The organism is bacterium, assembly GCA_016873475.1.
Classification (GTDB): Bacteria; Krumholzibacteriota; Krumholzibacteriia; order JACNKJ01; family JACNKJ01; genus VGXI01.
The window spans coordinates 1-19,630 of sequence record VGXI01000041.1; the positions used below are offsets into that span (position 1 = coordinate 1).

At 71.3% G+C, this 19,630-nt stretch carries 15 protein-coding genes; 6 read left to right on the top strand and 9 right to left on the bottom strand.

Going from position 1 to position 19,630, the window contains the following annotated elements; translation table 11 throughout:
• Together pepN and FJ251_05425 are read left to right on the top strand one after the other, a co-directional pair.
• Positions 1-2,046: aminopeptidase N (pepN, locus tag FJ251_05420; GenBank protein ID MBM4117173.1), on the top strand; the 2,046-nt coding region annotated here is incomplete at its 5' end.
• A gap of 155 nt (positions 2,047-2,201) precedes the next feature.
• Complete coding sequence (locus FJ251_05425; GenBank protein ID MBM4117174.1) at positions 2,202-3,353, top strand: HNH endonuclease; 1,152 nt, start codon at positions 2,202-2,204, stop codon at positions 3,351-3,353.
• A gap of 8 nt (positions 3,354-3,361) precedes the next feature.
• Here the strand turns inward: FJ251_05425 and FJ251_05430 are convergent, their stop codons facing one another.
• The 3 genes from FJ251_05430 to FJ251_05440 all read right to left on the bottom strand — a co-directional run bounded on the left by FJ251_05430 (position 3,362) and on the right by FJ251_05440 (position 6,414).
• Positions 3,362-4,075: a hypothetical protein gene (locus FJ251_05430; protein MBM4117175.1), complete on the bottom strand. Its 714-nt coding sequence runs from the start codon at positions 4,073-4,075 to the stop codon at positions 3,362-3,364.
• A gap of 77 nt (positions 4,076-4,152) precedes the next feature.
• A complete protein-coding gene (locus FJ251_05435) occupies positions 4,153-5,118 on the bottom strand; it encodes a Gfo/Idh/MocA family oxidoreductase (protein ID MBM4117176.1) in 966 nt (321 codons plus the stop codon).
• 3 nt (positions 5,119-5,121) lie between these two features.
• Positions 5,122-6,414 carry an ATP-dependent 6-phosphofructokinase gene (locus FJ251_05440; GenBank protein ID MBM4117177.1) on the bottom strand — a complete coding sequence of 431 codons (1,293 nt, stop codon included), beginning with the start codon at positions 6,412-6,414 and terminating at the stop codon, positions 5,122-5,124.
• Here FJ251_05440 and FJ251_05445 point away from each other — a divergent pair.
• The gene (locus tag FJ251_05445) at positions 6,413-6,802 is read left to right on the top strand and encodes a hypothetical protein (GenBank protein ID MBM4117178.1); all 390 of its coding nucleotides are present in this window, start codon (positions 6,413-6,415) and stop codon (positions 6,800-6,802) included. The genes FJ251_05440 and FJ251_05445 overlap by 2 nt on opposite strands.
• A gap of 39 nt (positions 6,803-6,841) precedes the next feature.
• Here FJ251_05445 and FJ251_05450 read toward each other — a convergent pair whose 3' ends face one another.
• Entirely contained in the window at positions 6,842-9,751 is a 2,910-nt protein-coding gene (locus tag FJ251_05450) for a vitamin B12-dependent ribonucleotide reductase (GenBank protein MBM4117179.1), read from the bottom strand.
• 405 nt (positions 9,752-10,156) lie between these two features.
• Positions 10,157-10,615, bottom strand: a complete 459-nt coding sequence (locus FJ251_05455) for an HIT domain-containing protein (GenBank protein ID MBM4117180.1) — start codon at positions 10,613-10,615, stop codon at positions 10,157-10,159.
• A 130-nt stretch (positions 10,616-10,745) separates the two neighbouring features.
• Between FJ251_05455 and FJ251_05460 the strand changes: the two genes are divergently transcribed.
• Complete coding sequence (locus FJ251_05460; GenBank protein MBM4117181.1) at positions 10,746-11,441, top strand: hypothetical protein; 696 nt, start codon at positions 10,746-10,748, stop codon at positions 11,439-11,441.
• A gap of 380 nt (positions 11,442-11,821) precedes the next feature.
• Here FJ251_05460 and FJ251_05465 read toward each other — a convergent pair whose 3' ends face one another.
• Positions 11,822-12,181: a hypothetical protein gene (locus FJ251_05465; protein MBM4117182.1), complete on the bottom strand. Its 360-nt coding sequence runs from the start codon at positions 12,179-12,181 to the stop codon at positions 11,822-11,824.
• A 64-nt stretch (positions 12,182-12,245) separates the two neighbouring features.
• Positions 12,246-16,724, bottom strand: a complete 4,479-nt coding sequence (locus FJ251_05470) for a tetratricopeptide repeat protein (protein ID MBM4117183.1) — start codon at positions 16,722-16,724, stop codon at positions 12,246-12,248.
• 161 nt (positions 16,725-16,885) lie between these two features.
• Between FJ251_05470 and FJ251_05475 the strand changes: the two genes are divergently transcribed.
• Both FJ251_05475 and FJ251_05480 read left to right on the top strand, forming a co-directional pair.
• Positions 16,886-17,680: a hypothetical protein gene (locus FJ251_05475; GenBank protein ID MBM4117184.1), complete on the top strand. Its 795-nt coding sequence runs from the start codon at positions 16,886-16,888 to the stop codon at positions 17,678-17,680.
• A complete protein-coding gene (locus FJ251_05480) occupies positions 17,665-18,711 on the top strand; it encodes an FAD:protein FMN transferase (GenBank protein ID MBM4117185.1) in 1,047 nt (348 codons plus the stop codon). The genes FJ251_05475 and FJ251_05480 overlap by 16 nt, the downstream gene beginning before the upstream one ends.
• On the opposite strand, the gene FJ251_05485 is transcribed toward FJ251_05480, so the two are convergent.
• Together FJ251_05485 and FJ251_05490 are read right to left on the bottom strand one after the other, a co-directional pair.
• Positions 18,708-19,406: an electron transport complex subunit E gene (locus FJ251_05485; protein ID MBM4117186.1), complete on the bottom strand. Its 699-nt coding sequence runs from the start codon at positions 19,404-19,406 to the stop codon at positions 18,708-18,710. The genes FJ251_05480 and FJ251_05485 overlap by 4 nt on opposite strands.
• The coding region (locus tag FJ251_05490) for an FMN-binding protein (GenBank protein MBM4117187.1) at positions 19,403-19,630 on the bottom strand (228 nt) is incomplete at its 5' end. The genes FJ251_05485 and FJ251_05490, both read right to left, overlap by 4 nt.

Genomic DNA, 19,630 nt, shown 5'->3' on the forward strand with positions numbered 1-19,630 from the left:
AAGACGCGCTCGGGCCGCGCGGTCACTCTGCGCATCTACGTGCGCGCCGGCGACCTCGCCAAGACGCCCCACGCGATGCGCTCGCTGAAGAAGTCCATGCAGTGGGACGAGGAGACCTTCGGCCTCGAGTACGACCTCGACGTGTTCAACATCGTCGCCGTCAGCGACTTCAACATGGGCGCCATGGAGAACAAGTCGCTGAACATCTTCAACTCGAAGTACGTGCTGGCCAGCGAGGCCACGGCCACGGATGTCGACTACGTCAACGTCGAGGGCGTCATCGCCCACGAGTACTTCCACAACTGGACGGGCAACCGCGTCACCCTGTCGAGCTGGTTCCACCTGAGCCTGAAGGAAGGGCTCACCGTGTTCCGCGACCAGCAGTTCACGGCCGACATGAGCTCGGCCGCGGTCAAGCGCATCGACGACGTGCGCACCCTGCGCGCCAGCCAGTTCCCCGAGGACGCCGGCCCGATGGCGCACCCGATCCGCCCGGCCAGCTACATCGAGATGAACAACTTCTACACGACGACGGTCTACGAGAAAGGCGCCGAGGTCATCCGCATGATCCACACCCTGCTCGGCCCCGCCGGCTTCCGCAAGGGGATGGACCTCTACTTCCAGCGCCACGACGGCCAGGCCGTGACCACCGACGACTTCGTCGCCGCAATGGCCGACGCCACGGCCGTCGACCTCGGGCAGTTCAGGCTCTGGTACGACCAGGCCGGCACGCCCACCCTGAAGGTCAAGCGCGCCTACGACGCCGCCGCCAAGCGCTTCACGCTCACCGTGAAGCAGGTGATCCCCGACACGCCGGGCCAGACGAACAAGCAGCCCATGCACATCCCCTTCGCCATGGGCCTGCTCGACGCCGCCGGCCGCGAGATCCCGCTGCGCCTTGACGGTGAGGCCAAGGCCCGCGGCGGCCACCGCGTGCTCGACCTGCGCGCCGGCGAGGAGCGCTTCGTCTTCGTCGACGTGCCCGCGGCCCCGGTACCGTCGCTCCTGCGCGGCTTCTCGGCGCCGGTCTACCTGGAGACCGACCTCAGCCACGCCGAGCTGAGCTTCCTCATGGGCCACGACCCCGACAGCTTCAGCCGCTGGGAGGCCGGCCAGCAGCTCGCCACCGATCTGCTGCTCGGCCTGATCGCCGATCACGCCGCCGGCCGGCCCCTGAAGGCCGCGCCCGTATTGATCGAGGCCTTCCGCGCCGTGCTCGCCGACCGCGCCCTCGACCCCGCGCTCGCGGCGATGACCCTCACCCTGCCCGACAGCAAGACCCTCGCCGAGCGCGTCGCGGTGATCGACCCCGAGGCCATCCACGCGGCGCGAAGATTCCTGCGCAAGAGCATCGGCGCCGCGCTGCGCGAGGACTTCGCGGGCGTCTACAAGGCGAACCAGGACGCGGGCCCCTACGCGATCGATCCCGCGGCCATGGGCCGGCGCAGCCTCAAGAACTGCGCGCTCGCCTATCTCGCCAGCCAGGAGGACGCGGCGGGCCGCAGCCTCGCCCTCGACCAGTACAAGCGCGCCGACAACATGACCGACAGCTTCGCCGCGCTCTCCGTGCTCGCCGACCAGGAGGGCCTCGAGCGCGAGCAGGCCCTCGTCGACTTCGCCGCGCGCTGGCAGGCAGACGAGCTGGTCATGGACAAGTGGTTCACCGTGCAGGCGATGTCCACGCTGCCCGGCACCCTGGCGCGGGTGGAGACGCTCACGCGGCACGCCGCCTTCGACATCAAGAATCCCAACCGCGTGCGCGCCCTGATCAGCAGCTTCGCCCACGGCAACCTGCTGCGCTTCCACGCGGCCGACGGCAGCGGCTACCGCTTCATCGCCGACCGCGTGCTCGACCTCGACACGCTGAACCCGCAGGTCGCCGCGCGCCTCGTCGCCTGCTTCAACCGCTGGACCAAGTTCGACCGCGCGCGTCAGGAGCTGATGCGCGGCGAGCTGGAGCGCATCGCGGCGAAGCCGGGCCTCTCGCGGAACGTCTACGAGATCGTCTCCAAGGCCCTGGCGATGGCCGAGGCGGCCACGGGCTAGCGCGCGTCTGGCATGAGACACGCGCCCGAGCGGCTCTCCCGCGCCGGCTCGCGGCGACAGCTGTTTTCGCAGTGACCCACTTGACTTGCGCGGATGGCCATAGTATAATACTAGCCTCCCCGCCTCCCGCGTCCTCGATCCTGCGAGGACCTTTCATGTCCGAGTTCCTGCCGAATCTCCCCGCCGCTGCGGTCGATTCCCACCTGCGCGCGGCCGTCGCCGAGCTGCGCCGCGCCGAGCAGAGCGCCATCCTCTGGTTCGCCGAGCTGATGCGCCGGCGCCTCTACCGCGACTGCGGCTACGCCAGCATTCATGCCTACGCCGAAGCCGTGCTCGGCTTCTCCCGCAACAAGACCTTCCAGTTCATCCATCTGGCCGAGAGCTTGGAGCAGCTGCCGCGGCTGCGGGAGTCGCTGACGCGCGGCGAGCTGCCCTGGACGAAGGCTCGCGAAGTGGTGAAGGTGGCCACGGAGCACACCGAGCGTCAGTGGATCGAAGAGGCGCAGCAGCTGAACAGCCGCGCTTTGGAGGCACGCGTCAAGGAGGCGCGCGTGAGCACGCGGGCAGTCCTGGCGGCAGCAAGCGGACAGGGGAGCCTGCTCGGGAGCCCGTTGCCGGCGGCCGCTGGCGCGGATCCCGGCGGAAGCGCGCAGGCAGCTCGGAATCCGGGGCGGACAACGGGCGCGGCTCCGCCTGTTGCGACGGGTGCTGAGGTGACGCTGACCTTGCGTCTCCGACCGCTCGAACTCGCGCGCTTGCAGTCGATGCTGGAGAAGATCCGCAAGGCTGGCGCCCCAGCTACCCGGCGCCAGACTCGCGAGGAGCTTCTGCTCGCCGGCCTGGACGCCCTCCTCGCCAGCCTGGGGATTCCCGAACGCAGCGCCAGGGAGGACTCGGGCGGCGAGTTGCCACGTGGCAACTCCGCCCCGCCCTACCAGGTCGTGGCCTACCGCTGCGAGGAGTGCGGCGCGGCGCGTCTGCCCGATGGGCGCCCCCTGGCGCCGGCGGTGGCCGCGCAGGCCGCCTGCGACTGCCGCGAGCAGCGCGACGGCGAACCCAACCGCGCCGCGATCCGGCCCGGCCTGCGCCGGCAGGTGCTCGCGCGCGATGGCCATCGCTGCCAAGCGCCCGGCTGCCGGAGCACACGCTTCCTTGAAGTCCATCACCGCGAGCCGCGCGGGCGGGGTGGCCGCAACAGCGCGGCGAACCTGATCACGCTCTGCGCGGCCTGCCACCGGCTGCTGCACGAAGGCGGCGCGGGGCTTGCCGCGGCCCTGCCGGTAGCGGCCTTGCCGAACACCGGCTGATCGACGGGCTAAGGCGCGCCGACCAAGCACTCGAGCAGCGCGAGGGTGGGCTCAGCAAGGCGCGGGCGGTGGGCCTCGCGCCAGGTGGCCAGTGCTGCGGGTGTGGCCGCGGGAAAGTGCAGCGCCGCGGCCTCGTGGGCGTCGCTGGCCGCAGCCGCCCGGGCGGCCAGGGCCGGGGCGTCGAGCGCCACGCGAAAGCGCCAGATCAGCTCGGGCTTGCCGGCGGCGCTCTCGGCGAGGCCGAGCAGGGCGCCCTCCGCCAGCTCCTCGGGCCGCAGCCCCCACTCCTCTTCGAGTTCGGCCTGCATCGCGACGAGCGGATCGGGCGCGCCCGCGCGCCGGTGCCGATCGGGATCGAGGTGGCCGCCACAGACGTGCAGCAGCCCCGCGCCCTCGGCGAGGGCCTGCCCGCGCTCGGCGACGACGAGAGCGCCGTCGGCGGTCAGCACGCCCGCGCAGACCGCCAGCGGCCGCGCGATCGCCGCGCCGGGGAAACGCGCCGCGAGCGCCGCCTGCCGCCCCTGCGCGTGCAACCAGAGCCGGTAGTCCGTGCGCCCCAGCGTGAGGTGCAGGCGACCGTCCGCCGCGCGCGCCTCGAGCAACTGGCAGAGCGGCCCCGGAAAGCGGAAGACGCCGGGCGTCTCCGCGGCCAGGCGCGCCCAGTGCGCCTCGGCCTCGGCGAGCAGCGCGGCGGGCGCCGGCGGCAATTCGCGCCAGTCCACCGCGAGGGCCGTGGCCGCCGGCAGCTCGCCCCGCCAGAGCCAGCGGTAGGGCGCCTCACCGGCTTCGCGGCCCGCGCTCAGAGCGCCACCTCTTCACCTGTCTCCGCGCCGCGCCGGCAGGCGGCGCAGATGCGGATCGCCGCCAGGCCCTCGGCGGCGGGAATCGGGTTCGGCCCCGCGCCGCGCAGGTGGCGCTCCCAGTCGGCGAGCAGGGGCGGCAGCGTCGGGGCCGGCGGCGCCACGGCGAGGGACGTTACGGTCATCCCGGCGCTGAACTCGAGCGTGCCGTGAACCTGATCTCCCTGGAGCTGGCCCGCCTCGCCGACGAACTCGTAGCGCCCGCAGCGCGCCGGGCCGACCTTGCTCGCGTCGACGTTGCCGACGAGGTCGCCCTCCAGGCGCAGCGTGGCGAGCAGCTGGTCCTCGAGCGCGGGGTTGTAGCGCCGGCGCGTCTCGGCGCGGACGGCCATGACCTCGCACCCCGTGATGAAGCGCAGGGCGTCGAAGAGGTGCACCGCCGTGTGCAGGATGACGCCCCCGCCGGCCACGCTCGGCTCCTCGAGCCAGGGGTGGCTGGAGCGCTCGAGGCGCTGGTTGGCCGTGAAGCCGAAGAGGCGGCCCGCCCGCCCCAGCTCGGCGCGCAGGCCGCGGATCACGCTGTTGTAGCGCAGGGTTTGGGCCACGGTGAAGGGGAGGCCGGCCGCGGCCATGGCGGCCAGCATCGCCTCGCCGGCCGCGGGCTCGATCGCCAGCGGCTTCTCGATGAGCAGCGGCTTGCCGGCCGCCGCACAAGCGGCGGCGATCTCCGGGTTGAGGTCGGGCGTGGCGGCGGCGATCACCGCCTGCACGGCGGGATCGCCGACCAGCTCGCGCCAGTCGCGGTGCCAGCGGCAGCGCCACTGCGCGGCCTGCGCGGCCCCCGCCTCACTGCGGCGGCTGATCGCGACCAGGCGCAGGCCCAGCCCGCCCCTTGCCAGATGCTGCGCGTAGCGAGCGCCGTGCACGCCGCTGCCGATCAGGCCGATGCCGAGGGCGGCGGCCATCGCCTAGTAGAGGAACATCGGCATGCCGAGCACGCCGGCCACCTTGGCGCGGTAGCTCTCGCTGTCGTAGAAGCGCTCCACGTTCACGCGCTTCTTGCCCTGCACCGTCTCGCGCAGAGCGACCTTGTCGTAGCGCCCCTCCCGGAGGCTGACCATCTGGCCGGTCTCGCCCGCAAGCAGCAGGTCCATCGCCAGGTTGCCGAAGTTGCGGGCGACCATGCGGTCGAGCGAGTCCGGCTTGCCGCTGCGCATGAGGTAGGCGAGCTGCTGGTAGATGATGTGACTGCCCGTGTGGTTCTTGATGTACTCGGCCGTCGCGCGGCCGATGCCGCCCAGCTTCTTGTGGCCATAGGCGTCGGGCTCGCCCTCCTCCATGATCGCGCCGCCCACCATCGTCGCGCCCTCGCTGATCGTCACCACGGCATAGCCGCTCGGGTTGGCGGCCTTGTCGCGGGCGAGCATCTCGCTGAGGCGCGCGGGGTCGAAGGGCACCTCGCTGATCAGCGTGCGGTCGACGTCCGCCAGCCAGCTCGTGATGAGGGCCGTCTCGCCGCTGTTGCGGCCGAACAGCTCGACGACCAGGATGCGCTCGTGGCTCCCGGCCGGGGTGCGCAGGTCGTTGATCATGTCGACGCTGCGCGTGACGGCCGTGCTGAAGCCGATGCAGTAGTCCGTCCCGTAGACGTCGTTGTCCATCGTCTTCGGAATGGCGACCACCTTGACGCCCTCGCGGTCCAGGCGCTCGGAGTAGCTGAGCGTGTCGTCGCCACCGATCGTGACGAGCGCGTCCAGACCCAGGGCGGCGATGTTGGCGAGCACCGCCGGCGTCGCGTCGAGCTTGCCGTTCTTTTCCGCGAAGCGGCCGCCGGCATGCTGCGGCGGCAGCTCGGCCGGCTTGACCGCGCTCGGCTGCACGCGGCTGGTGTGCAGGAAGGTCCCGCCCGCGCGACTGACCGTGCGCACGACCTGCTTGTCCAGCGGCTGCAGGCACTCGGCGCGGGAAGCGGCCTCCGCCGGCGCGAGATTGAGCAGGCCGGCCCAGCCGCGGCGGATGCCGAGCACCTCGATGTTCTCGTCCACCGCCCGCTCGACGACGGCGCGGATGCAGGGGTTGAGGCCGGGGACGTCGCCCCCGCCGGTCAGGATGCCGATCCGCTTGGCCACTCGCGTACCTCCAGTTATACTCCCGCCGCGCGGGCGCCGGCTGCGCTGGCGGCGCGCGGCAGTGTACCGCCAGTCTGGCCGCGCTACAAGCAGGCTGCGCGGCGGGCGGGCGCAATTGCGGGAGGTGCGCATGGCGCGCTTCGATGGCAGCGGGCGAGTCATCGCGCTCACCCTCGTCCTGCTGGCCGGTGGATGCGGCGGCATCGCGCTGAGGAACGTGGGCGATCCGAGCACCCAGACGCGCCTGGACTTCGAGGCCAGGCTCGACCTCGTGCACCCGGGCATGCCCGTCGACTCCCTGAGCGTGCTCTTCGGGGAAGCGCTCCGGCCGGGACAGGCCGGCATCCTGCGCCGCACGCGGCTCGTCACCGCAGCCGGCGAAAGCGGCAGCGTGGCCCTCGGCTGGCGCTCGGACCCGCGCCACGAGATCGGCCGCCGCTCGAGCCGCGAGACGGAAGTGGAACGCGCCCTCGTCCTCATCGAGGGCGCGCAGGTGGTTCGCATCGAGCGCCGGGACTAGCCCCCGCCCGGCGACGGCAGCGGCGGGCCGCGCGCCGGGCTAGGAGCAGCCCATCGAGTTGCCGCAGTTGTGGCAGCGGTAGCAGTTGCCGTTGCGCACCGTGATCGCGCCGCAGATGTCGCAGCTCGGCGCGTCCTGCTGGAAGCGCGAGAACTGCGAGTGGTAGTTCAGCTCGCGGTCGCCCTCGGAAATCTCCTGACGCGCCGGCGCCGCGCGCGTTGGGATCGTCGCCACCGGGGACGCGGCGGCCGTTTCGTCCTCCGGTTCGCTCTTGGTCGGCGAGACCTCTTCCTGGTGGAAATCGTCGACGAAGTGCAGGCCCAGCCAGCGGAAGATGTAGTCGACCAGGCTCTTGGCGAAGTGGATCTCCTTGTTCTGGGTGTAGCCGGCCGGCTCGAAGCGGCTGTGGATGAACTTGGTCACCAGCACGCGCAGGGGCACGCCGTACTGCAGGCCCATCGAAACGGCGGTGCCGAAAGCGTCCATCAGACCGCCGATCGTGCTGCCCTCCTTGGCCATCGTGATGAACAGCTCGCCTGGCTTGCCGTCGTCGTAGAGGCCGACCGTGAGATACCCCTCGTGGCCGGCGATGTCGAACTTGTGGGTGAGGCTGTGCCGGGTCTCGGGCATCTTGCGCCGCTGGGGCGCGATCAGCGGCGGCGCCGGCGCCTCGGCGGGCGCGGGCGCGGCCTGCTTCGGCTCGAGCTTCTTCGTGCTCAGCGGCTGGCTGCGCTTGGAGCCGTCGCGGTAGATCGCCACCGCCTTCAGGCCCAGCTTCCAGCCCTCGAAGTAGACGTCCATCAGCTCGGCGACGCTGATCTCGTTCGGCACGTTGACCGTCTTGGAGATGGCGCCGCTGAGGAAGGGCTGGACGGCGGCCATCATGCGCAGGTGGGCCATATGGCCGATGCTGCGCTTGCCGCCATTCGGCTTGAAGGCGCAGTCGAAGACGGGCAGGTCCTCGTCCTTGAGATAGGGCGTGCCCTCGATGGTGTCCTGTTCGTTGATGTGGTCGACGATGGCCGCCACCGCGGACGGCGAGTAGCCGAGTACCTGCAGGGCCTGCGGTACCGTGCGGTTGACGATCTTCAAGGTGCCGCCACCGGCGAGCAGCTTGTACTTGACGAGGGCGATGTCCGGCTCGACCCCGGTCGTGTCGCAGTCCATCATGAAGCCGATGGTGCCGGTCGGGGCGAGCAGGGTGGTCTGCGAGTTGCGGAAACCGTGCAGGCGGCCCTCGGCGAGCGCGCGATCCCAGCCGTCGCGGGCCGCGGTCAAGAGCGCCACCGGCACGTGGTCGGCGTCGATCTTCTCGACCTCGTCGCGGTGGCGGGCGATGACGGCCAGCATCGGGTCGCGGTTGACCGCGTAGCCGAGGAAGGGGCCCTTCACCGCCGCCAGCTCGGCGCTCATCGCGTAGGCCTCGCCGCCCATGATCGCGGTCAGCGCACCCGCGTAGTGCCGTCCGGCCTCGCTGTCGTAGGGCAGGCCGAGGGACATGATCAGACAGCCGAGGTTGGCGTAGCCCAGCCCGAGCGGCCGAAAGAGGTGGCTGTTCTTGGCGATCGGTTCGGTCGGGTAGCTCGCGCGATCGACGATGATCTCCTGGCTGAGGATGAACAGCCGCACCGCCCGCCGATAGCTCTCGACGTCGAACTCGCCGCTGGCCCGGCGGAACTTCATCAGGTTCAGGCTCGCCAGGTTGCAGGCCGAGTTGTCGAGGAACATGTACTCGCTGCAGGGATTGCTCGCGTTGATGCGGCCCGAGTTCGGGCAGGTGTGCCAGCGGTTGATCGTGCTGTCGTACTGGATGCCCGGATCGCCGCAGACGTGCGTGCCTTCGGCGATGAGCCGCAGTAGCTCGCGCGCCTTGTGGCGGCCGATGACGGCGCCGGTGGTCACCGCGCGCGTTTCCAGCCAGCCGTCGGCCTCGGCGGCGCGGAAGAAGCCGTCGTCGCAGCGCACGGAGAAGTTGGCGTTCTGGAACATCACCGAGCCGTAGGCGGCGCCGTTGTAGGAGCCGTCGTAACCCTGCTCGATGAGGGCCCAGGCCTTCTCCTCCTCCTCCCGCTTGGCGTTGATGAATTCCACGATGTCGGGGTGGCTGACCTTGAGGCTCTGCATCTTGGCGGCGCGGCGGGTCTTGCCGCCGGACTTCACGACCGCGGCCACCTGGTCGTAGACGCGCATGAAGGAGAGCGGCCCGCTGGGCGTGCCGCCGCCGGAGAGCTTCTCCTTCGAGGAGCGGATCGTCGAGAGGTCGGTCCCTGTGCCGGAACCGTACTTGAACAGCATCGCCTCGGCCGTTGCGAGGCGCATGATGTCCTCCATGTTGTCCTCGACCGCCTGGATGAAGCAGGCCGAGCACTGGGGGAACTCGTAGCCCTTCTCGACGCGGGTCAGCCGCCGCTGGGCGTGCTCGTAGCGGTAGCCGCCGGCGCTGCCCGTCAGGCCGCCGACATGATAGAGCCCGAGGTTGAACCAGACCGGGCTGTTGAAAGAGCCGTACTGGTTCACCAGCAGGTAGGCCAGCTCCGCGTAGAAGGTCTCGGCGTCCTCGCGGGTGGCCAGGTAGCCGTCCTCCAGCCCCCAGTCGGCCAGAGTGCGCGCGACCCGGTGGACGATCTGCCGCACGGAGTACTCGCGCTCACCGGTACCCAGCTCGCCGTAGAAGTACTTCGAGGCCACGACGTTGGTGGCGAGCATCGACCAGTCGGCCGGCACCTCGACGTCCGGCTGCTCGAAGACGACGGATCCCTGCTCGTCGCTGATGCGAGCGTGGCGGCGCTCCCATTTCAACTCGTCGAAGGGATGGCGACCCGGGCGGGAGAAATAGGCCTCGACGCCGAGCGGCCCCCGGCGGGGGCGGCTCTCACCGGAAGCACTACTGGCCGAGGACACGGTGTGGCTGCTGCTGGGCTCCATGGCGCTCTCCTGTGGATAATTCATCGCCAATCGTCGCTTCCTCGCGGGGGGCGTCCTTGCACCACCAATGATGGCTTCGCGGGAGGGCGAAGAGGCCGCGGGCGCCGCCATGGCGAAACGGCCGCCCTGCAGCCCGGCCAGTTCGGAGGCTCCCTGGCCGTGACGCCAACCGCTTGCTCGGCAAGGGGTTGGCGTCTGGGGCCCCAAGCACTAGATGTTGGGGTACCCTTGCTTTTACCTACGAGATGCGGGAGGTGTCAACGGGATTCGCGCGCAGGGCTCAAGAAAATTGCGCGGCGGCCGCCGCGCAAAAAAACCCCGAAACCATAACGGATTCGGGGCCTTGCGGTTGTCCAGCTGCGGAATCGGAAGGAGCGAACTCCTGCCCTCACTGGGACGCCCCAGTATACCATCCCCGCGACGAACCGGTCAACGCCCACCTGCCGCGGGCGCCTGGCCGCCCAGCCGGCGCGCCACCCGCTCGGCCAGGCCCGCCAGCTCCGCGGCCGCGGCCGCGCCCGGCGTCCAGGGGCCCCGCAGGCCATCCCCCCGCCGGCGGGGCAGCAGGTGCAGATGGAAGTGCGGCACGACCTGCCCGGCAGCGGCGCCATTCGACTGGTGGAGATTGAGCCCCTCGGCTTCCGTTTCGGCCATCAGGGCCGCAGCGACGCGCTGCGCGGCCGCGAAGATCGCGTCGCGATCGGCGGCCGGCAGGCCGAAGAAGTCCTCGGCGTGGGCCTTGGGAATGACGAGGGCATGTCCGAGCGTGCCCGGCTGGATGTCGAGGAACGCGAGCACCCGCGAATCCTCGTAGAGCCGGTGCGCAGGCAGGGCGCCGGCGGCGATGCGGCAGAAGACACAGTCCACGGCGGTACCTCCTGCAGCCAGTCTGCGCTCGGCGGCGCCCGCTGTAAAGCCGGACTTGCCGGCCGCAGGAAGCGAGCGCTATCCTCCCCTGCCGGCAAGGAGGTGACGCCTGAACCCGCTGCCTCGACCTCTGCGCGCTGTGCCGCTTCTGGTGATCGCCCTGGGGATCGGCGCTCCCGCCGCCGCCTTCACGCCGGCACGCGTCGAGACGACGGTGCGGTTCCTGGAGTTCGACGGCCCAGCCGGGCGTCTCGCCTACGAGGTGACCCTGCGCAATCTCTCCAGCCTGCCGGTCAGCGCCGTGCTTCTCACCGCCGATCCCCCCTGCCTGGAGGGCCCCTTCGCGGCGGCGGATCTGGCGCCCGAGGAGCAGCGCAGCCGGCGCTTCACCTTCGCGATGCCGGAGGCCGGTCAGATCTTCCAGCCCCGCTTCAGCCTCGAGTACCGGAACTTCGAAGGCGAGCGGATCGCGGTCGCGCCCGCGCGGACGCCTCTGCTCACCAGCGTCGACTTCGTGGCGGTGGATCTCGCCGCTGGCCGCGTGCGACTGCGCGTGGATTTCCAGAACCCGGGCATCGAGAGCCTGCTTTTCCTGGAGTTCTGGACGGAGCACCCCTGCCTTGCGGAGGACACGGTGCCCCTCGGCGATCTGGCGGCAGGGCAGCACCTCAGCCGGGAGTTCGACTTCGAGGTGCCCCCGGGGACCCTCCTGTTCAATCCCACCCTGCACATCAGCTACCACGCCTTCCACGCGGAGGGCACGCGGCTTCACCGGAGTTTCCTGACGCTGCTGCAGCCCCAGCTCGACCGGGTCGCCGAGGCGCTCGCTGGCAGCCCAACACCCTGATCGCTGCCGAGCCAAAGAAACGAGCCCCTCCGCTAACGCGGAAGGGCTCTTGCCACCACTCCTCTTGACTCTTGACTCAGCGAACCGAGTCTTTGCGGGAAGGCAGAGTCCCCATGACGCCCTGCCCTCCCTTGGCCTTTGGAATGATACCGGATACTCGGGCAGAACGGACCTTGCAGGATGTGTGCCACAGCCCGCGAATGGCAAAAACGTTAGCTGATGCAACCTGTTGATATGATATGAGTTAATATCTAGCGCCCGAGTCGGGTAGTGCGCGCGGCGAGGGAAGTCAGGAGGAACGCGTAAAGAACTGAGGGGACGTAAACCAGTTTTACGCCCCCTCCCGAATTCGGTCGCTGCTGGAGCTCGCCTGGAGCGGCCTAGTTCAGCTTCTCGTTGTGCCCAGTGACGTTGTTGCTGTCGAAGACCCAGCGCCGGCCACCGAGAACGCCATCGTGCAGAGTCAGCGGGTTGTGCCCCGCAGTCGTCCAGATGAACTTCACGAGGTCGGCGTTGTAGCCGTCCAGCGGCGTGATGAAGCCCCAGACCCGGCTAGGCGTGATGCCCTCGAAGTTGATCTCCAAGCGCTGGGTCGTGACGACGGTGAAGGACTCCCCCGCGTAGGCGAACTCGGTCATGCCGGGCTGGATGACGATCGAGTAGATGACGGCAGCCGTAGCCGGTAGGGCGAGACCGAGGCAGAGCAGGGCAAGGATGCCGGCGGCGAGCAGGTTCTTCATGGGCGAGCCTCCTCAGCGATGGACGGGCCGAGCCGTGCGCGCCGGCGGTCTCCCCACCCGGCACTCAGGGCGCTGCGCTCTCGTCCTGGCGCAGTGTACCATAGATCCGTAAGCGGCGGTAGAGGGTAGGTTTGCTGATCCCGAGCAGGCGCGCCGCCCGGGTCTTGCTCCCCACCGCCTGGACGAGCTGGTGGGCGAGGAAGGCCTGGAGACGCTCCTCCAGCGGCTGCTGCTCGGAAAAGTCACCCGAGGCGACGAGCAGCCCGGCCAGGGCCTCCAGGCTCTGCCCGCCGCCGGGCCCCTGGCGTGACTCCAGGAAGTCCTCCGGCAGATCCTCCGGCAGGATCACCTGCCCCCGGGAGAGCACCACGCTGGAGTGGATCACGTTCTTGAGCTGGCGGATGTTCCCCGGCCAGGGATGCTCCAGGAACAGGTCCCGGACCTCGGGGGAGAGCCGCTTGAGCCCCTGCGGGTGGCCGGCGCAGGCCTGCGCCAGGAAGTGCTCGCAAAGCTGCGGAATGTCCTCGCGGCGCTCGCGAAGCGGCGAGAGGTGGAAGCGCAGCACGTTGAGCCGGTAGAAGAGGTCCTCACGGAAGACGCCCTGGCGCACCGCCGCCTCGAGATCCCGATTCGTCGCCGCCAGAACGCGGACGTCGGCCCGCAGGAGCTGGGTGCCGCCGACGCGGGTGAACTCCTTGCTGTTGAGCACGCGCAGCAGCTTCGCCTGCATGTCCGCGCTCATCTCCCCGATCTCGTCGAGGAAGACCGTCCCCCCCGCCGCCTCCTCGAAGACGCCGATGTGCCGGCTCACGGCGCTCGTGAAGGCGCCTCGCTCGTGCCCGAATAGCGTGCTCTCCAGGAGCGCCACCGGGATCGAGGCGCAGTTGACCGGCAGGAAGGGGCGCAGACGCCGGCTGCTGCCGAAGTGGATGGCCCGCGCGACCTCCTCCTTGCCGGTGCCGGAGCTGCCGGTGATCAGCACGGTCGTCTCGACATCGCGCACCCGCTCGATGAGCTGCTTGAGCCGCTGCATGTCCCGGCCGCGGCCGACGAGCTGGGGCAGCTCGGCGGCCGGCACGCGCCCGACCGCTGTTCCGGTCCCCGCGAGAACCGCCGAGGGCTCACGGCGCAGGCCGAGGCGGAGCAGCCTGGCCAACCCGGCCAGGAAGTCCCGCTCGGCCGGGATCGCCGCCTCTCCGGCTCGCTCCAGGACGAGGACACCGCCCCTGCCCTCCGGCGCTTCTGCCGGCAGCGGCTGCAGGAGCAGGCGCCCCGCGGGGATCCCCGCGAGGGGCAGATCCTGGCACTCGGCGCTCAGCCAGAGTCGCTCCCCGAGCGCTGCCTCCGGCCCTGGCGTGTCATCGCCCAGCCAGACCGCCGCGCCCTCAGGGCTGGCCGGCGGCAGGCCGAGGCGTGCGCGACGGTAGCCGAAGGAGCCGCGCAGCAGGTCGAGGACATGCTCGAGCCCCTCGCGCGGATCCCCGCTGCGCTCGAGCAGGGCGAGCGCCTGGTAGAGCCCCGCCAGGTGCAAGCGCCCGTCGCCTTCGATGCGCTCGACGAAGCGGTCCAGGCGCTGCTGCAGGCGCTGCCGCAGCGTGTCCCACTCGGCGATCAGCGCGCTCACTTTGCGTCGATCGATGATCTCGGTCGCCTGGTGCAGGCACTCGCGCGCGCGGGGCTCGTTGCCGTCCTCCAGGCAGTGTAGGCCGATGCGGCTGTAGATGCGCGCGAGCATCTCGTAGCGGTCGAGGTTTGCGTAGAGGTCGGCCGCCTTTTCGAGCGCGGCCAGGGCCTGGGGCCGCGCGCCCAGGGCCAGGTGGAGATCGGCGGCGGCGGCCTGGATGCGCGCTTCCTCCAGGCGGTTGTTGATGCGCCAGACCGTCGCCAGACCCTCCTCGATCGTGGCCTGGGCGGCGGCGAAGTCGCCCAGCGCGAGCTGGGCCGGAACGAGGCGGCGCAGCATCGTCGCCAGTTCGGTGTGGGCTTCGATCCCGCGGCAGGTGGCGCAAGCGGCCTCGAGGTGCGCCTTGGCCGCGGCGGGATGGCCTTCGGCGAGATCGATCTCGCCCAGCAGGCCTGCCAGCTCGGCCCCCAGCTGGATGTTGCCGACGGCGCGGTTCAGCTCGAGGCACTCGCGGCAGTGCGTGCGGGCTGCCGTCAGGTCGCCCAGCTCCACGCTGATCAGCGCCACGTTGTAAAGGCTGATCAGGTAGCCCGGGTAGTTCTTCAGCCGCTTCTTGATCGCCATGCTGCGGTTGAAGCAGTCGATGGCCAGCGCGAAGCGCTCGGTCAGGCGATAGAGATTGCCCAGGTTGTTGAGGCTGGCCGCCACGCGGTTCTCGTCGCCGGCGCGCTCGCGCAGGGCCAGAGCGCGCTTGTAGTAGGCCTCGGCCTCGGGCCAGCGGTTGAGCGCCCACTGCGCGGCGCCGAGCGTATTGTAGGTCTGGCCCAGCTCGGCCTGGTGCGCCGCCGGATCGAAGAGGCGCAGCGCCACCTCGCAGCGCTCGACGGCGCGCTCGTGCTCACCTTTGCGGTAGTGGAGCCAGGCCAGTTCGTTGAGCAGCAGGCCGCGCTCGTAGCCGGAGAGACCCTCGCTGTAGGCGTCCAGCAGGCGCCCGAGCAGGCGGATCGCCCAGGCGAACTCGCCCCGCGTCTCGCCGATCTCGGCCAGCTGCCGCGCCAGCGCGCTGAGCGCCGGCAGCAGCTCGCCGCCGGCGCTGGGGGGCAGACTGGGCGCGGGCGTGCCGGGTTGCAGGAGGCGGGCAAGGTAGTCCTCGCTGCCCGTGAGCGCCTGCACGCCCGCCTGCAGGGCGGCGGCGGCCGCGTCGAGATCGCCAGCCTGGGCCAGGGCGCGGGCGAACTGGAGGTAGACGCGGCGCAGCCCGTCGCTGTCCAGGTTGGCGCGCACGCGCGACTCGCGCAGCAACTCGCCGAGGTGCGCGAGCAGCAGCGCCAGACCCTCGCGCTCCGCCCAGCGAAAGAGCGCCAGACCCTCGGCGGCCACCGCGGCCCAGTCCTGCGCCCCCCGCAAGTGCCCGAGGCGCAGCAGCGCCGCCCGCGCCGAGGCCGGTCGCGCGATCTCGCCGCGCTCCGGCGCCGGGAAGAGCCCGACCCAGAGCCGATGCAGGTCCTGGCGACGCGCCGGGCTGAGCGCCTCGCCGAGCTGTGCCCGCAGCCCGGAATCGGCGAGCGCGACGCGCAGGCCCCAACGGCCGCAGGCGGCGTCCAGTCCCGGTCGCCAGGCCAGCATCCCGGCCTGATCGAGCGCGGCGATGCGGCGCAGACAGGCCTCCTCGCCCTCGTCGAAGAGGCGGGCGAGCAGGCCGAGCGAGAGCGGCTGCTCCTGGACGGCGAGCAGCTCGAGCAGGGGCCGGTCTTCGGCCTCGAAGCCGGGCCGCGGCGCGTCCACCGCCTCGACCGGCTCGCCGAGCCGCAGCCGGCGCAGGCGCGGCCACTCCGCGAGCCGCTGCGCCGCCTGCCCGGCGAGACCCTCGCCAGTCGCCTGCGCCCCGGGCAGGACGAGGGCGAGCAGGCGCTCCTCACCGGGCGCCGCCCACAGCGGATCGAGCAGCACCGACAGCGACTGCAGGCTCTCGACGCAGCGCAAGGCGCCGCGCTTCCCCGTGCCCTCGGCGCTGAGCGCCCAGGGCTGCTCGAGGGCTTCCGCGCGCCGCTCGCCCGCACGGGCAAAGGCCAGCAGCGCGGGGGCGAGGGCGGCCGCATCCGGTAGCTCGAGCCAGAGGTCGGCACCGGTGCGGAACTCGCGCAGGCACTCCGCGCAGCGAGCGACCAGGCTCGCCGGCAGCCTCGGGCTTCGCGCGGTGACGGCGGCGGCGAGCGCGCCCAGCTCGGCGTCTCCAGCCAGGGGGCTGGCCTCGAGCAGGGCGAGGGCGCCCGGCCGGTCGGCCGGGTCGGCCGCGAGCAGGGCAGGCAGGACCCGCTCGCGAAAGGGGGCCCAGGCCGGGGATTCGGCCGTCCAGCGCTCGACCACGCGCCCAAAACCGTGCAGGTCCGCCTCCTGGTCCAGCACGAGCCCTGCGCGGAGCGCGGGCGAGGGATCCAGTCCCGCGGCCAGATCGAGGAAGCCGGGGAAGTGCAGCACGAGCGGCGGCAGGTAGAGGAGGCCGCCGCGCCCGTCTTCCCAGATCAGGTCCGGCGAGAGCTGGGCGATGGGCAGCCCCCCCAGGCGCGCGCGCAGGAGGTCGGTGAGCAGAACGCGCAGCAGAACATCGATCTGCGCGGCGGCCGGACGGACGAGGGGCGCGGCGTCCGCCGGCAGCTCGAAGAGCGCGTAGGCGCCGCCCTCGCGATAGCCGAGCCGGCAGGCCGGGCTGCGCTCGCCCAGGAGGGCCGCGGCGAGGTGCTGGCGGTAGGCCAGGCTGCTCAGGTCCAGCGGCGCCAGATCGCCCTGGGGGTAGAAGTAGAGCAGGGCGCGGCGGTCGCCGAGGACGTCCTGCAGCGCGAAGCAGCGCAGGAACTCGCCCTCCGCGAGCACACGCTCGACGCGGTAGCGGGCGAGGAAGGGACTGCCGACGCTGAACATCTGGCCTGCGACCTGTTAAGAAACTTGACAGCTCCGAGCTTAACGCATCGGCGGGTCCGCCGCCAGCCCTCCCGTCCCGGGCGGCAGGGCCAGCCTGCTCTGGTGCTCGCGATCGCATGTCACTATGATTCCGGCGCCTCGAAGCCAGCCGGAGGACCAGCATGTCGCGCCAGCCAGTTGCCGCAGGACTCCTGTATCTCGCCCTGCTCGGCCTCGCCTGCGCCGAGAAGGAGAGCCCGGTGGAGCACGACAGCGTCCTGAGCGTGCCCGAGGAGTACGCGACCCCCCAGGCCGCCGCCGCGGTCGCGGAGGGGGGCGACCGGATCGTCCTGCGCTACCGCGAGGCCGTGTACCTCGGGGACCTCGAGCTGCCGGAGGGCGTCTCGTTGCTCGGCCACACCCTCAACCCGCTGCTGCCGCGGATCCGCGGGCGGGTCACCGTGAACGGCAGCGACGAAGGCGTGCGGATCGAGCGCCTGCGCATCGAAAACCCGGACGGCGGCGGGCTGCGCCTCGTCGGCAGCGCCTGCCGCGTCGAGGAACTCTGGATCCACGACTGCGCCGGCCCCGGCGTCGAACTCATCGGAGACGCGCCCGCCCAGGTGATGTCCTGCGATATCCAGCGCTGCGCGCCCGGCATCCTGATCCGCGACACGACGCTGGGCGGCAACTACGCCGATGCCGAGCACCCGGCCGCGCGCCTCACTAGCAACAACCTCCTCGAGAACGGCCCACCTGGCGATCTCGAAAACCTCGTCTTCGCGAACATCCCGGTGCTCTACACGGTCTATGTGAGTCAGAATCACTGGGGAGAGGGAGTGATCGGCGTGACGGCAATCGACGCGACCATCTTCGACACCAAGGACCAGCCCAGCCTGCGCGGCCTGGCCGATACCGAGTACGAGGGCTTCATCTCCTTCCCCAACCCGCTCGACCGCTGGTGGCAAGACCGCTAGCCGGGGCGCTGGTCCTCGGTCTCCTCACCGCCCTGTCCGGCTGCGCAGGGGACGCGCCGCCGCGGCGCTATCTCTTCGCGAGCATGGGCACCCGCGCCAGCCTCGAGCTGCGCGACAAGGGCGGCGCAGGCGACAGCCTCGCCCTCGCGCGCGTGCAGGAGCGGTTCGCCGCCGTCGAGGCGGCGATGAGCGTCTGGGACGCCGGCTCGGAGCTGTCTCGCGCGAACCGCGCTGCCGTGGACTCCGCGCTGACGCTGTCGCCCCTGGTCGGGAACTGCCTGACCCTCGCCCACGCGCTGCGCGCGGCGAGCGGCGGCGCCTTCGAGCCGGGCGCGGGCCCCTTGATGCGGCTCTGGGGCTTCACGCGCCGCCAGGGCCGCCTGCCCGCCGCGGACAGCCTCGCCGCGCTGCTGCCTGTCCTCGGCGCCTACGACTACGATGCGGGCAGCCGCCGGCTGACCCGGCGCCACCCGGCCGTGGCGCTCGATCTCGGCGGCATCGCCAAGGGCTACGCCCTCGATCTCGCCGCCGCCGAGTTGCGCGGGCTCGGCCTGGCCTCGGCGCTCATCGACCTCGGCGGCAACCTCTACTGCCTCGGCGAGGCCGGGCGCGGCGAGGCCTGGCAGGTGGGCATCCGCGACCCGCGGGACCGGGAACGCTACTTCGCCGCCCTCGCCCTGCGCGACGAGGCCGTCGCGACGAGCGGCTCCTACGAGCGCTTCGTGACGATCGACGGCCGGCGCTACGGGCACATCATGAACCCGGCGACGGGAAGGCCCGCCGAGGGACTCCTCAGCGCGACGACGGTGTGCCGCAGCGCGGCCCTGGGCGACGGCCTCTCGACAGCACTCTTCGTGCTGGGGCCGGCAGGCGCGCGCCGCCTGCTCGCGGAGCGCTATCCCGAAGTCCTGGCCGTGCTGGTGCTGCCGGGCCCCGGCGACTCGCTGCACGTGCAGGCCAGCGCCGCTCTCGCGGGACGGCTCACGATCGCGCCCGCCGATCGCGAGCGCTGCCGGCTCGAGTTCTTCTAGACCGGCTGCCGGCGCGGAGCCGGCGCCTCCTCGCGGAGATTGCAGATCACGCAGTTGCCGCAGTCCATCTCGCGCGGGGGCTCGTAGGTCTCGCCGGCGCGCAGGGCGCGGCGCTCCTCGAGGCGATTCATGAGCGCGAGCAGGGCGCCCAGGGTGATGAAGGCCCCCGGGGGCAGGATCATCACCAGCGCCGGCTGGAACTCGGCGCCGAAGATCGAGAGGCCCAGGAAGCTGCCGTTGCCGAGCACCTCGCGGATCGTCCCCAGCGCGATCAGCGCCAGCGTGAAGCCCAGCCCCATGCCGAGGCCGTCGGCCAGCGAGGCGACGACGCCGTTGCGGCTCGCGAAGGCCTCCGCGCGGCCGAGGATGATGCAGTTGACCACGATCAGCGGGATGAAGATGCCCAGGCTGCGGTGCAGCGCGGGCGTGTAGGCGTGCATCACCAGGTCGACGATCGTCACGAAGCAGGCGATGACCACGATGTAGGCCGGGATGCGCACCTTGCGCGGGATGAAGTTCCGCATCAGCGCGATGATCACGTTGCTGCAGATGAGGACGAAGGTCGCCGCCAGGCCCATGCCGATGCCGTTCTCGACCGACGTGGAGACGGCCAGGGTCGGGCACATGCCCAGCACGAGCCTGAAGATCGGGTTCTCCCGCCAGAGTCCGCTCAGGAAGACCGTGCGGTGACTCACGGCATCACCTCCACCTGGCTGGTGTCGGCCGCGGCGGCGCGCGGCGCCGCCGCGAGCTGCGGCTGGTCCTCGGCGTACTGCGTCAGCGCGGCGCTGATGGCCCCCGCCAGCGCACGGCCCGTCACGGTCGCGCCGGTGACGGCGTCCAGGTCGCCGCCGTCCTTCTTCACCCGCCAATCCGTGTCCTTCAGCCCGCGTCCCGCATAGAACTGCGTGCGGGTTTT